The organism is Alkalimonas delamerensis (assembly GCF_030717955.1).
GTDB classification, from domain to species: domain Bacteria; phylum Pseudomonadota; class Gammaproteobacteria; order Enterobacterales; family Alteromonadaceae; genus Alkalimonas; species Alkalimonas delamerensis.
The window spans coordinates 752,360-765,629 of the sequence record NZ_JAUZVY010000002.1 but is presented as its reverse complement, the minus strand read 5'-3'; the positions used below and the strand labels follow the sequence as shown (position 1 = coordinate 765,629).

At 55.2% G+C, this 13,270-nt stretch carries 10 protein-coding genes; 3 read left to right on the top strand and 7 right to left on the bottom strand.

All coding sequences use genetic code 11. From position 1 onward, the window contains the following. Positions 1 to 27 precede the first annotated feature (27 nt). The 3 genes from Q3O59_RS07970 to Q3O59_RS07960 are packed head-to-tail and all read left to right on the top strand — an operon-like array spanning position 28 to position 3,604. Positions 28 to 732 (top strand): YjbF family lipoprotein, encoded by a 705-nt coding sequence (locus Q3O59_RS07970; RefSeq protein WP_305945050.1) that lies wholly within the window; start codon positions 28 to 30, stop codon positions 730 to 732. Continuing rightward, positions 729 to 1,487 carry a capsule biosynthesis GfcC family protein gene (locus tag Q3O59_RS07965; protein ID WP_305945049.1) on the top strand — a complete coding sequence of 253 codons (759 nt, stop codon included), beginning with the start codon at positions 729 to 731 and terminating at the stop codon, positions 1,485 to 1,487. Before Q3O59_RS07970 ends, Q3O59_RS07965 begins: the two co-directional genes overlap by 4 nt. After that, the gene (locus Q3O59_RS07960) at positions 1,484 to 3,604 is read left to right on the top strand and encodes a YjbH domain-containing protein (RefSeq protein ID WP_305945048.1); all 2,121 of its coding nucleotides are present in this window, start codon (positions 1,484 to 1,486) and stop codon (positions 3,602 to 3,604) included. The genes Q3O59_RS07965 and Q3O59_RS07960 overlap by 4 nt, the downstream gene beginning before the upstream one ends. Before the next feature lie 51 nt (positions 3,605 to 3,655). Here the strand turns inward: Q3O59_RS07960 and Q3O59_RS07955 are convergent, their stop codons facing one another. From Q3O59_RS07955 to Q3O59_RS07925, 7 genes are all read right to left on the bottom strand, one after another. After that, positions 3,656 to 4,810: a polysaccharide pyruvyl transferase family protein gene (locus tag Q3O59_RS07955; protein ID WP_305945047.1), complete on the bottom strand. Its 1,155-nt coding sequence runs from the start codon at positions 4,808 to 4,810 to the stop codon at positions 3,656 to 3,658. After that, positions 4,807 to 6,120, bottom strand: a complete 1,314-nt coding sequence (locus tag Q3O59_RS07950) for a flippase (protein ID WP_305945046.1) — start codon at positions 6,118 to 6,120, stop codon at positions 4,807 to 4,809. The genes Q3O59_RS07955 and Q3O59_RS07950 overlap by 4 nt, the downstream gene beginning before the upstream one ends. Positions 6,121 to 6,149: 29 nt before the next feature. Continuing rightward, on the bottom strand, positions 6,150 to 7,085 hold the full coding sequence (ylqF, locus tag Q3O59_RS07945; protein WP_305945045.1) for a ribosome biogenesis GTPase YlqF: 936 nt from the start codon (positions 7,083 to 7,085) through the stop codon (positions 6,150 to 6,152). Positions 7,086 to 7,202: 117 nt separating this feature from the next. Beyond that, positions 7,203 to 7,502, bottom strand: a complete 300-nt coding sequence (locus Q3O59_RS07940) for a hypothetical protein (protein ID WP_305945044.1) — start codon at positions 7,500 to 7,502, stop codon at positions 7,203 to 7,205. A 147-nt stretch (positions 7,503 to 7,649) separates the two neighbouring features. After that, positions 7,650 to 8,717 carry a CsiV family protein gene (locus Q3O59_RS07935; RefSeq protein WP_305945043.1) on the bottom strand — a complete coding sequence of 356 codons (1,068 nt, stop codon included), beginning with the start codon at positions 8,715 to 8,717 and terminating at the stop codon, positions 7,650 to 7,652. Next, positions 8,714 to 12,196 (bottom strand): transcription-repair coupling factor, encoded by a 3,483-nt coding sequence (gene mfd, locus Q3O59_RS07930; RefSeq protein ID WP_305945042.1) that lies wholly within the window; start codon positions 12,194 to 12,196, stop codon positions 8,714 to 8,716. Before mfd ends, Q3O59_RS07935 begins: the two co-directional genes overlap by 4 nt. A gap of 22 nt (positions 12,197 to 12,218) precedes the next feature. Then, positions 12,219 to 13,268 (bottom strand): agmatine deiminase family protein, encoded by a 1,050-nt coding sequence (locus tag Q3O59_RS07925; protein WP_305945041.1) that lies wholly within the window; start codon positions 13,266 to 13,268, stop codon positions 12,219 to 12,221. Between the last annotated feature and the right edge of the window lie 2 nt (positions 13,269 to 13,270).

The window sequence follows — 13,270 nt, the reverse complement described above, 5'->3', positions numbered from 1 at the left end:
TTTGTGCAGACTACTCAGAGATTTCGCATGAAACTACTTGGTCATTTTTTCTTGGCTGCATCGGTTGCTTTCCTGCTTGCCAGTTGCAGCTCTACCCAAACGGCCCTTTGGGATACCATTCAGCTTGGTTTTACGACGCCCGACGATGTCACGCTGTCGCTGGAAAAAGTACAGGCGGCACCAGCCGATCTGATTTACATTCGAGTCGATGATCAACCCAGGGCCACCATGGTGCTGGCTTTTTATGAGCACGATCAGCACAAATGGCTTTCGTCCGATGGTGCTCTGTTAACGATGGCGCATGGCCGGATCGTCCGCAGCCTTGGTTTTCGTAATGATCTGACTTATCTTGGCAATACAGCAGAGGACCCGATCCGCCAAGGGCCTGCAGCTGTTGAGAGCGGCGAATGGCTGCGTGTGACCGATTGGCAGTATCGTCAGCAAAGTGGCTATGTGATGCGCTCAACCTTTCACGAAGAGCAGGGGGCAGAGTTGGAGGTGCTTGGGCAGCGCTTTCAAACCCGTTTGGTTCGTGAAGCGGTTCAGGTCGAAAAAACAGCCGCCACTTTTGAGAACCTGTTCTGGTTTGAACAGTCTACAGGGGTGTTGCTGCAAAGCCGGCAACAGATGGCACCCCATAGTCCCGTCTTGCACATTACCTGGCTTAGTGAAGCGGCACGCTTGCTGGCCGCAGACATGGATGACCTGGCACTATCAATGGACCTTTTATGAAAAACATTTTTTGCAGATTGCTACTGGCAACGGCCGTGGTAAGCAGTCCTTTGTTGGCAGCAGATCCCGCTGTTGTTGTGCAAATTCAATCCGAATCGGTGCAGTGGCACGCCTTTGCCGAGCCGCCAAGGCTTAGACAGGTGCTGTCTGAGGTTGCGCAACCTCAGCAACTGTATTGGCCGGCAGCAGCCTTGTTCCGTCAGTCTGAAACACTCAACCAACAACAACAGGCTTTTTTGCAACAGCTAAGGCGTCTTGAAACCCACTGGCAAATGCGTAATGAATCGGCCAAGGTATTGGCTGTTCAGGCACTAGGGCAGCAAGTTCAGAGCTGGCAGCTGGCAGAGCGATTGCCTGTTCGGGTGGATTACGATTTGGCACGTATTCAACCATCTGCCAACCCAAGGCTGGAGCAGGGCCACTACATTTTGCGGGTGATGCCCCGCTCAGAACATCTTTATTTCGCCGGCGCCATTGGCGAGGAGCGTGTGTTGCCCCATCAGGGAGGAACTGCCATTCAGGATTACTTATCGCAGCTCCCTTCATTGGCACAGAGCGATCCCAGTTGGTTGTATCTGGTGCAAGCCAATGGCGAGCTGCAACAGCTGGGCCGCGCTTACTGGAACCGAGAACATGCGGAAGCTATGCCGGGCAGCCTAATTGTCTTTCCGTTGCATCCTAGTATTTTACCAAGAGAATTTCGCAACCTAAATCAAGAACTTGCTCAGCTTGCTGTGCACAGGATTACACCATGAGCATTGTTGTAAAACCGCGCTTTCCTTTTTTTCGATTGTCGACCCTGGCCTTGGCTCTGGCCGCACCGCTTGGCTATGCTGCAGAAGGCTTTGCTATTCCTGCGCAAGCGGTCGAGCCCAGTCAGGGCTCGCATGGTGGCACGGGTTTGATTCAGGTTCCGGTTGCCCGCATGGCCGGCGACGGTCGACTGGCAGTGGGTTACAGCGATAACGATGAGTATCGTTTTTGGACTGCCAGTTTGATGTTGTTTCCCTGGATGGAAGCGACGTTGCGCTATGCCGATATCCGCAACCGCCTTTACAGTCCTTTTCCCGGTTTCAGTGGCGATCAAACCTACAAAGATAAAGGCATTGATGCCAAGTTTCGCTTGTGGCAGGAAAGCTATTGGTTGCCTGAGATTGCAGTAGGTTTTCGCGACTTTGGCGGCACCGGTACTTTTGAGAGTGAGTTTTTAGTCGCCAGCAAACGCTTTGGCCCTGTTGATTTAAGCCTGGGGATGGGCTGGGGTTATCTGGGCGCGGCTGGCAACACCCGCAACCCGTTTTGCGATCTGAGTGATGCTTTTTGTGAGCGTCCCTCTGGCTTTTCAGGCCAGGGGGGGAAGATCGACTACCAGCGCTTTTTCAAAGGGCCATCGTCCTTATTTGGGGGGATTGAGTACCAAACGCCCTGGCAGCCCCTTCGTCTAAAGCTTGAGTACGAAGGCAACGATTACAGCCGGGATCGTGCAGGCATTGAGATGGTGCAAAGCAGTCGCTGGAATGCGGGGGCTTTGTACCAGTGGGGCAACTTTGACTTCAATCTGAATTATCAGCGCGGCAACACCTTTGGATTCGGTGTTCATTACACCTTTGATTTGCATAGCTTATCACAGCTGAAACTCGATCCTGCACCGCGTGAGGTGACTGAAAGCCCGGTAAGAAGCCATGAAGAGATCGCTCGGCAACAATTGGCGTCGATGTTAAGGCGCGAGGCTGGTTTCATGCTGCGCAGTATCGAGGTGACCGATGATAAAGCCGTTTTGATCGGAAATCAGGTGATGTATCGGGACCAGGACATTGCAATCGAACGTGTCGGCCGTGTGCTGGCCGCAGAATTACCGCGCTCTGTTGAGCAGTACCGTATTGTGGTGCTGGAGGGGCATCAACCTATGGTGGAGACGGTGGTCGATGCCAGTGCCTTCGTTGCGGCTGTGACCTATCAAACGCCGGAGCTTGATGTACCGTCCAGCTTTCAGCGCATTGATCCGGTTTCCAGTAAAGCCTGGCAGCAGACAACCGAGCATAGCGGGCTCTACTATGGTGCAGAAACTTTCTGGATCCAAAGTTTTGGTAATCCTGAGGTGTTCTTTATGTACCAGGGTGGGCTCTTGGGGTCTGCCGGCTATCAGTTCAACTCCGGTCTTTCATTCAATGGCACTGCGAAGCTCACTTTACTGGAAAACTTCGACAAGTTTAATTTTACAGTCGACAGCTTTGATACCCCATTGCCAAGGGTACGAACCTATGTCCGTGAGTACGTCACCCGCAGCACCCTGACCATGGAAAACCTGTTTGCTCATTGGCAAAACAACCCGGCACCGAATTGGTATCTGCAGACTTACGGTGGTTATCTTGAGTCGATGTTTGGTGGTGTCGGTACTGAAGTTTTGTATCGTCCGGTCGACAGCAACCTGGCCTTTGGCTTTGATATCAATTGGGTACGGCAACGCTCCTTTGAGAATGATTTCGACTTTATGGATTACAGTGTGGTGACCGGGCATGCCAATATATACTGGCAGCCAGAGTTTTTTGACGACATCTTGTTTACTTTAAACATAGGGCGTTTTCTGGCGGGGGATGACGGGGTGAAAATTTCCTTTGCCAGACGCTTTAACAGTGGTATTCAGGTTGGAGCTCATGCAGCTTTCACCAATGTATCCTCGGCCGACTACGGTGAAGGCAGTTTTACCAAAGGTTTTTACATCAGCATTCCGTTTGATTTATTTACTTTGCGCTCAGCCAAAGGCCAAGGGGTGATCCCTTGGGTGCCGATTGCGCGCGATGGTGGTCAGCCGCTGCTTAAGCCGGTAAATCTTTACGACACTACCCGGGCGCGTTCGCGCTTTCATGATTAACAGGCTGTGATAATCGGAAACGCCCGCCGCGCGGGCGTTTCCGAAAGGGGTTTATCTGAGTTGCTCCAACAGCTGCTGCCACATTTGCTGGTTTTGTTGCAGCAGCTGATCCTTTCGTTCGCCTAGTGTGGCTACCGCGTCCGATTTCGGGCCGAGCAGCTGCTCGATGCTTTGACAGAGCTTATCTGCGGTCAGCTGCTCAATGCAGTAATCCTCCATGCCAAAATCCTGCATCATTTCACGGTACTTATGGCTCCAACTGGTCGCTATGCAAGGGACACCCTGGCTCAGCGCATTGATGGCGCCATGGAAGCGGGAGCTGACCACCAGGCTGGCAGCGCCAATGCAGGCTTTTACCTGCAAAGGATCCGCCAGCTCCACCACTTCAGTGCCGGGGACTCTGGCCTGGATATGCTGACACAAGGCGGCATCTTCCTTACCTTCATGGTTCACCAGCTTTACCTGCATGCCACGCTGTTGCAGCAGGGTGGCTGCTGCGACAAAGGCATTGAGGTAATCGTCTTTCAATTGGCCAGCGTCGGCGTGATGGTAGGGAGAAATGACCTTGTTGTTGGGGATCAGGGCCGCATAGGGCTGGTCGACTGCTGGCAAGCTGGCTGGCTTTAGGCCAATGGTAAAGTCAGGGCACTGAATCACATGCGCAGGCAACGGCGACAGGCAGCTTTCCAGGTGTTGTTTCGATACCGCATCGCGGACAAAAATAAGCCGGGCATGCTGAATAATTTGCCGCATCGCGGCTTTGCTGGCTTCACTTTTAAAAGGGCCGAACGCCTGAGGCATAAAAATAAAGGGCTTACCGGCCTTGGCGAAGCGTTCAACTTCACGGGCGGTATTTTGCAAAAATTGCAGCGGCCATTGGTCGCCGTATGCAAAACCACTGGCTTCCAATACCGCATCCACTTGCTGCTCGGTCACCATGCCGTAGCGATTGAACAAGCGAATGATGGGCGCTGGCAGCCGGCCAATCCAGGGCGTTAAATCCATGCCTTTGCGGCGAAAGGACAATTTTTGCCAGGCACCCAGCCGGGCACGCTCCGGGTAGGGCAGGTTGGGGCCGGGGGAAAGCACCAGCTCGGTCTGTGGCAGTGCACGAAGTCCATCCAGGCAAGCCAGTAACATCAGGTAAGCGCCTTTATTGCGAAACTGCACACCTTTGATTTCGATGCGGTAGCTGGGGGTTGTCATTGGGGCTCCTTAGGCGACAACCGCAGCAGTTGCCACAACTGCTGGCGGCTTCGGGCAGAAAAAAACAAAAAGAAGAACGAGGCATAGGCATAGGCAATCAGGGTGGCCCAGGCGGCGCCCTGGATCCCCATGATGGGGATCAGCCACCAGTTCAGGCCTACGTTAATCAGTGCGGCGACACCATGACTGAGCAGCGACAGTGGCTCCTGCTCGGTGATCACCAGGTGCTGGCTAATCAGGTAACGGACAAAAATAAAGCAACCGGCCCAGATATGAATTTTCAATACCGCAATGGCCGGGGCAAAATCGCTGCCAAACAAAGTGGGTACCAGCCAACTGGCCAGCAGCGACATCAGGACCGCGATCACCAGGGCTGCAGCCAGAAAAATGCCGGCAAAGCGCCGCAGCCGGGCAAGGTAACCCGACCAACCTTGTTGGTAGGCTTTGAGCATATCGGGGTAATAGCGTGCTGCCAGGGTGGCCGGAAAGACATACCACAACTCGGACAAACGACTGGCCGCCGCATAAAGCCCGGCTTGTTCGCTGCCGGCCATGGCACCCAGCATCACCAAATCAATTTTCAGGTAAATCACCGACACGATGCCCGAAACCCAAAGCCAGCCGGAGCGCTGCAGCAAGGCTTTGGCCTGGTTAAACCGGACAAATCGCCAGGAGAATCCCGGCCAGGCTCGCTCGCTGCCGGGCCAGGGTTGTTGTTTCTTGCGGTACAACAGGTACTGGCTGACACCAACCAGCAGAAACTCCAGTGCGGTCAGCCACAGCAGGCTGGCAATGCCAAAGCCGCTCAGCAACAGCAAGAGCTTGATGGCGAAGCTGGCACAGGTGATGGCGATTTTTACCACCGCGAGGCTGCGAAAGGTGCCTTGGTAGTTCAGGTAGAACTCAAACAGCAGCAAGCCAAAAAAGCTTTGCAGTACAAAGAGCATGGGAATGGCCAGGCCGGTGTAGCCCTGCATGAGTTCCGGATACCACCACCAGAACAGCGTTACAGCCGCCACCGCCGCCAGCAATGCTGTCGACAGGCGCAGTGCCACTGCAGTGTAAAGCAAGGACATGGCACCTTCACTGCTTTGCTCTTGCTGCATGCGGCGCACCACGATGTTGTTCAGCCCCATGCTGCCAATGGGCACCAGAAAAGCACTCCAGGCCATCACAATGGCAAAGACGCCAAGCTCACCGGCACCAAGCAGGCGTGCTAGCAGAATGGTTAGCACCGCTCCGGCCAGCAACTTAATCAGTTTTTCGCTGAGCATAAATACTGCCCGGGCTTTCAGGAGTTTTTTCAGCATTGCCGTCATGCTCACCGTTTCGATTGGAGTTACCGGTACTTTTTCCGGGCACGTTGCTGGCGCAGCTTTTCGCGCTCGGCCTTTTCTTTGGCTTTGGCTGCCGCTTCGAGCTCTGCCTCGGCGCATTCGCGCTGCACCATATCAGGGGTTTCCAGAGTCAGCCTGCCCAACTGGCTGGTACGAAGATCGCCAATCAGCAGGGTGCCGGCTTTTTGCAGATCGACCACACCGCCTTTACGCATGCAGCCCCGTTTGGCACCAATGGCATCCAGAAGTTCCAGGCCTTGCTGGGGGAGCTCTTCCAGACCATAGCGCTGCAGCACAGCATCCGGATAGTGCTCCAGCAAAAAGTCGGCGGCAAACAAAGCAATGTCGGCGTAATCAAAAGCGGTGTCTTTGATGGCACCGGTAATCGCCAATCGATAGCCGCAACTGGCCGGGCTCAGTTTGGGCCATAAAAAACCGGGGGTGTCGGTCAGCACGACATTTTGTTCCAGTTTGATTCGTTGCTGGGTTTTGGTGACACCGGCTTCATTGCCGGTTTTGGCAATGGTGCGTCCAGCCAGGATATTGATAAAGGTCGATTTACCAACATTGGGGATGCCCATGATCATGGCCCGGGCCCCTTTAAGCTCTAAATTCCTTTCTGGCAACAGTTGCTCACAGAGTTCGAGCAGACGTTTAATCGCCTGCGGCTCATGCTGACTGGTCGGCAGAGCCCGTATGCCGCGCTCTTGCTCCAGATGTTGCACCCAGAGGTCGGTGCGCACCGGATCGGCCAGATCCGCTTTGTTCAGCACCTTGATGCAAGGGGTGTCTTTGCGCAGTTGGTTCACCAGTGGGTTTTCGCTGGAAAAGGGAATGCGGGCATCCAACATCTCGATGATGATATCGACCTGGGGCATCACCTCAGCAATTTCTTTACGGGCTTTGTGCATATGGCCCGGGAACCAGTTAATTGACATGATGGACTAGCTTCAATCAAGGATAGGACGGGTCAGTATACTGGATCCGGTGGATCGGAAAAAGGCGTGAAGGCAATGAAAACAAGCCCTAAGGCAAGAGAGCTGGCAGTAAGAGCGTTAAAAGTAAGACAGCAGTGGATAGAGCAGAGCGAAACTGGCCAGCAGGGGGAGTGTTAGGCCTGAGCTCATCAAATAGGGTTTGAGTTGTACCATGCCCCACTGTTCGAACAGAAAGATCACCAGACCAAGACTGGCCAAAGGTATCAGCACCTGCAAGGTCGCACTGTCGAGCAGCATGCCCACAGCAGGAAACAGCCAGCTAATCATCGGCAGACCTACTGTCGTGACAAACAGCAATAACAATAAGATCACGATCTGCCAGGCAGAAAATTGTGGTTGCGACTCTAGTGGCTCCATGCTTCACCCGGTGAGACTAAACTAAGTCCATTGATTCTAAAAGGCAGTTAAAGCTTTTGTAAGGCTCAAAGTGTTTCGATTTGTTACCGGTTTGAAGGTTACCTGAAAGTAAACCAGTTGTCAAACCCGGATTGGGTATAATTTCAGCTATTGCGCCGCTTGCAACGGAGGTTGGAAGCGGCGAATTTGCAGGATCATGCCCAGTTTCGGATGGTCGATGTAATGCATCTCACCACTGATCACACGCCGGCTAAACTGGATGCGATGGGGCAGTAATTGGCCCGGTTCAATTTCACTGGTGAGGATAAAGTCGGTGTTGACAAACAGGTAGTGATCCAAATGCAACCGAATAAAGCCATCCAGCTGCCACCAGGGGCTAGCGAGCTGTTCCGGGCTTAGCTCGCGCAAGTCGATGCGTTGACCATAGTCTTGAGCGGGCTCGTTCTGGTTGAGCAGGCGTTGGTAGTGCTGCTCAATCCGTTGCATTAAGCCGGGACGGACCAGGCTGATTTGACCTGGCCGCAGCGGACTTTCACTTTGGCTTGGCGACTCCCGCCCGGAGAAGTGTGCGGTCAGGTTCTTGCCTGCGTACCAACGACTGGGAATGCTGCGCCGCTCGGTAACCGGCGCCTGGCGGTAACCCGCATGCAGTAAGAGCTCAATATCGCTTTGACGACGTAAGCGCTGCACGATATCGCCAAAGGTCAGTTCCTGACTGGCCATCAGGTAAGGCCCGTTGCGGTGCTGTCCAGTGCCACCGGGTCTTTGTGCCAACTGCGCTGGCATTGGCAGGGTATCGATGACGCTGTGTCTGCTAAACAGCGATTGCTGCCACAGCGGCGGTTGTGGCTCGAAAATGCAGATGCCGTCGATTTTCGGTTGTTCAAAGCTTGGCAGATACTGACGCCAATCGACCGTGCTATCGGTTGGCTCAGACTTTTGTGGCGTCGGGCACAGCGCCAGCTGTTGCAGTAGCGGCTGAATATCTGGCTGGTAAAAGGGCTTGAGCACATCAAAATAGCGCGCGGGTTGTGGCGCTGCGTCCTTCAGTGGGAAGCTTTCGATTAGATCGGCTGCCGGTGTGCGTTGAAACAGCACAAACTCGATTTCGAACCAGCGATCGCCGGACACCACCCGTTCAGCAGCGACTTCCGTGGCCAACACTGGCGTTAGCAGGCCAGCCAGCAGCAGGCTGACGAATGCGATCTGTTTCATGCATGCTCCGTTTGATGGCTGGCAAAGTCCGCCAGCAGTTGTTTGATGTAACTCAGTCGGGCTGAACTGTCGGTAAGTTCACTGATAAAGCGTAATTTCTGGCCGCCTTCCAGTTTAAACTCACGGCCCCGGGTCTGGAGCAGCTCAATGATGTAACCCGGTGCCACCCGGGTTTGCTCCATAAAGTCTACTATACCGCCTTTAGCCGTGGCTTCAATCCGTTTAATGCCCAGCTGTTGCGCTTGCAGTTTGAGTGCCGACAACGCCACCAGGTTTTTGCTGGCATCGGGCAGCAAGCCAAAGCGGTCGATCAGTTCCACCTGGATGTCGTCCAGTTCGTGCTCGTTGCGGGCCGAAGCCAGCTTTTTGTAAAACGACAACCGCATGCTGACATCGGGAATGTAATCTTCTGGCAGCAGCGCCGGGATCCGCAGCTCAATGTCACTTTGCTGGCTAAGCAGCTGGTCGAGCGACGGCTCTTTGCCTTCTTTCAGGGCGCTGACCGCTTGCTCCAGCATGTCCATGTACAGGTGGAAACCAATGGACTCGATTTGGCCGCTTTGCTCACTGCCCAGCAGTTCACCAGCGCCGCGGATCTCAAGGTCGTGGGTGGCCAGTGTAAAGCCGGCGCCCAGGTCTTCCAGGCTGGCGATGGCATCCAGCCGTTTGACTGCATCGGCAGTCAGTCGTTTTACCGGTGGCGTTAGCAGGTAGCTGTAAGCCTGGTGATGCGAGCGACCAACCCGGCCGCGCAACTGATGCAGTTGCGCCAGACCAAATTTATCGGCCCGGTTGATGATCATGGTGTTGGCGGTAGGCACATCGATGCCGGTTTCGACAATGGTGGAGCACAGCAAGAGGTTAAAGCGCTGATGGTAGAAATCGGCCATGATGCGTTCGAGTTCGCGCTCACGCATCTGGCCGTGGGCGATGGCGATGCGCGCTTCGGGCAGCAAAGTACCCAGCTGCTCGGCCATGTTTTCGATGGTGGCGACATCGTTGTGCAGAAAATACACCTGACCGCCGCGCATGATTTCCCTGAGCACGGCTTCGCGGATCAGCGCTTCATCAAATTCACGCACAAAGGTTTTTACCGCCAGCCGGCGAGCCGGTGGGGTGGCGATGATGGACAAGTCCCGCATGCCGGACAGCGACATATTTAGCGTACGTGGGATAGGGGTGGCGGTCAGGGTTAAAATGTCGATGTTGGCCCGAAGCGCTTTGATTTTGTCTTTTTGTTTGACGCCAAAGCGGTGTTCTTCGTCGACGATCAACAGGCCAAGGTTGGCAAAACGAATGTCGTCCTGCAGCAATTTGTGGGTGCCAATCAGGATATCCACTTTGCCGTCGGCCGCGTCTTGCAAAATCTGTTGTTGCTCTTTGCTGCTGACAAAACGGGAAATCACTTCCACCCGAACCGGCCAGTTGGCAAAGCGATCGCGGAAGTTTTCAAAATGCTGCTGGGCCAGCAAGGTGGTGGGCACCAAAATGGCCACCTGATGGCGATCGTGCACCGCCACAAAGGCGGCCCGCATCGCCACTTCGGTTTTGCCAAAGCCGACATCGCCACAGACCAGCCGGTCCATCGCTTTGGGTTGCTGCATGTCGTGCAACACGGCGGCAATGGCATCGACCTGATCCGGTGTTTCTTCAAAGGGGAAAGAGTCGGCAAAGGCCGCGTATTCGGCTTTATCCAGCTGAAAACCATAGCCTTTTTGCAAGGCGCGCTGGGCATAAATGTCCAGCAGCTCGGCGGCCACATCCCGCACTTTTTCGGCGGCTTTTTTCCGGGCGCGCTCCCAGGCGTCGGTCCCCAGTTTGTGCCAGGGCGCATGCTCGGGCTCGGAGCCACTGTAGCGGCTAAGCAGATGCAAAGCCGCCACCGGCACATACAACTTGCTGCCGCCGGCGTATTCGATGGTGACAAACTCGGCGCTGATGCCACCGGCATCAAGTACCTGCAAGCCCTGGTAGCGACCAATGCCGTGCTGCAAATGCACCACCGGCTGGCCCGGGGCAAGCTCGGCTAAGTTGCGGATAATGGTATCGGCTGAGACTTGCTGACTGCGCTTTTGCCGCCGCCGTTGGCTGATTTTCTGGCCAAAGAGTTCGTTTTCGCTGATCAGCGCCAGCGGCTGCTCCAACTGCAACAAGACGCCTTGCTCCAGCTGGCCGACCAGAATGCCGAGATCCTGCTTGCTGCCAACAAAAGCATTCAGGCTGTCAAACTGCGGCAGGCTGATGTGAATGGTCTTCAGCAGTTGCAGCAAACTCTCACGCCGCCCCTCGCTTTCGACCAAAAACAGTGCCCGGCCTTGCTGCTGCTTTAGTGTCAGCAAAAAATCTTTCAGCCCTTGCAGCGGCTGCTTGTGTTGATGGGCAATGCTGAGATCCGGCAGCAGCTGGCAAGGGGCATTGTCGCTGCCTTGCTTTGCCGGCAATGCCGCTGCGGATAGCCGAATGCGGCCAAAGTTTTTAAGCCGGGCAAAAACCTGATCGACTGGTTGGTACAGCTGCTCGGGCGGCAGCAAGGGGCGCAGCGGGTCGATGCCTCTGTCATGGTGGCGCTTGTTAAGCTCGCGCCAGAATTTGTCTGCGCTCTGCTGCAGATCGCCCAGCAGCAGGCAACGGCTGTGCTTGGGCAGGTAATCGAACAGGGTGGCGGTGTCTTCACTAAACAGCGGGAAATAATACTCGATACCGGCTGGAAACAGCCCCTTACTGACTTGCTGGTACAAGGATTCTGGCTCAGTACGGGCAGTAAACTGTTGGCGGTACTGGCTGCGAAAGCGCTCTATTGCTACCTGATCGGTTGGAAACTCATGCGCTGGTAAGAGTTCAATCTGTTCGACTTTCTCCAGCGTGCGCTGACTTTCCGGGTCAAACAGCCGGATGCCGTCGATTTCATCGTCAAAAAAATCAATCCGGTACGGCAGGTTGCTGCCCATCGGGTACAAGTCCAGCAAAGAGCCGCGGGCAGAAAACTCGCCGTGCTCCATCACCTGATCCACCGCCCGGTAGCCGACGGCAGTGAGCTGTTGCTTCAGTTGCACCAAATCCAGCTGCTGGCCGGTTTGAACCAGCAGGCTGTGCTGGTTCAGGTAGGCCGGGCTGCAGACCCGCAGCAGCAAGGTGCTGATGGGCACGATGACCATAGCGGTTTGTTGCTTGGGCAGCTGGTACAAGGTGCGCAACCGCTGCGAAATAATGTCCTGATGCGGTGAGAACACATCGTACGGCAGGGTTTCCCAGTCCGGGAAGCTTAGAATGCTGAGCGAGGGCGCGGCAAAGACCCGCAGCTCTTGCTCCAGCCGCAGGGCGGTCGGAGTATCGGGCACCACCAGCAGGTAAACGCCGGGCTGCTGTTGTGCCTGCTCGCTGATCAGCAGCGGCAGACCGGCGCCAATCAACTGGCCCCAGTGGATCAGGTCGCCGCTTTTTTTTACGGCAGGCAAGCGATCAAGAATAGGTTTTATCATGAAGTCTGCAATGGGTTGGTGGTTAAAGGCTGGATTTGAGCACACCGGCAGGGAGCTGCATGCTGACGCAATGCAAACTGCCGTATTGATGGATCAAGGGCAGGCAATGCACCCCAACCACCTGGTGATCCGGGTAGGCCCGCTGAATTTGCGCCAAAGCCACACTGTCCTGACTGTCGTGGTAAGTGGGCACCAGCACGGCACCATTGATGATCAGGTAATTGGCGTAGCTGGCTGGCAGGCGCTCGCCTTCGGCGTCAAACTTGGCGGCTGGCCAGGGCAGGGCGATACGGTGGTAAGGTCTGCCATCCAGCGTGGTCAGTTCAGCCAGCTCCTGGGCCATGGCTTGCAGCTCATTGAAGTGCTCATCGGCCGGGTCGTCGCAACTGACGTAGACCAGGGTGTCGTTTGGAGCGAAGCGCACCAAGGTGTCGATGTGGGCATCGGTGTCGTCGCCAGCCAGGTAGCCATGCTCCAGCCAGAGTACTCGCTGCATGCCGAGGTGCTGACAAAGTTGCTGCTCAATTTGCTGCTGGTTCAGCTGGGGGTTGCGGTTGGGGTTTAGCAGGCATTTTTTGGTCACCAGCAGGCTGCCTTTGCCATCGGACTCGATGCCACCGCCTTCCAGCACCAAATCGATGCGTTTTTTCGGAATGTCGGCGATACAATCTGCCTGAAACAGTTGTTGGTTGATGTCGTTATCAAGGTTGGCGGCAAATTTATCGCCCCAGGCGGTGAAAGTGAAATCCAGCAGACAAGGGCTGCCTTCTTCGTCAAGGACGGTAATAGGGCCATGGTCACGGGCCCAGGTATCGTTGCAGGGGGCTTCGACCAGGTGCAGCTGTTTGGCGGGCAATTGCAGCTCTTGGGCGATGGCCTGAACCCGGGCTTTGATGCGGGCATCGTGACAGATCACCACCAGCTGCTCGCGGCTGGCAATTTCTTTTGCCAGTTGACGGTAGACTTGTTCCACCTCGTCCAGCATCGGCGCCCAATCGGTGGCCGAGTGGGGCCAGGTTAGCATCACTGCATCTTGTCGGGTCCATTCACTGGGTAATGCGTAGTTTGACACCT

Bases quoted from the DNA above. Each gene is read 5' to 3' on its own strand.
- Q3O59_RS07970 (WP_305945050.1), top strand. From the start codon at position 28: ATGAAACTACTTGGTCATTTTTTCTTGGCTGCATCGGTTGCTTTCCTG.
- Q3O59_RS07965 (WP_305945049.1), top strand. From the start codon at position 729: ATGAAAAACATTTTTTGCAGATTGCTACTGGCAACGGCCGTGGTAAGC.
- Q3O59_RS07960 (WP_305945048.1), top strand. From the start codon at position 1,484: ATGAGCATTGTTGTAAAACCGCGCTTTCCTTTTTTTCGATTGTCGACC.
- Q3O59_RS07955 (WP_305945047.1), bottom strand. From the start codon at position 4,810: ATGACAACCCCCAGCTACCGCATCGAAATCAAAGGTGTGCAGTTTCGC.
- Q3O59_RS07950 (WP_305945046.1), bottom strand. From the start codon at position 6,120: ATGCTGAAAAAACTCCTGAAAGCCCGGGCAGTATTTATGCTCAGCGAA.
- ylqF (WP_305945045.1), bottom strand. From the start codon at position 7,085: ATGTCAATTAACTGGTTCCCGGGCCATATGCACAAAGCCCGTAAAGAA.
- Q3O59_RS07940 (WP_305945044.1), bottom strand. From the start codon at position 7,502: ATGGAGCCACTAGAGTCGCAACCACAATTTTCTGCCTGGCAGATCGTG.
- Q3O59_RS07935 (WP_305945043.1), bottom strand. From the start codon at position 8,717: ATGAAACAGATCGCATTCGTCAGCCTGCTGCTGGCTGGCCTGCTAACG.
- mfd (WP_305945042.1), bottom strand. From the start codon at position 12,196: ATGATAAAACCTATTCTTGATCGCTTGCCTGCCGTAAAAAAAAGCGGC.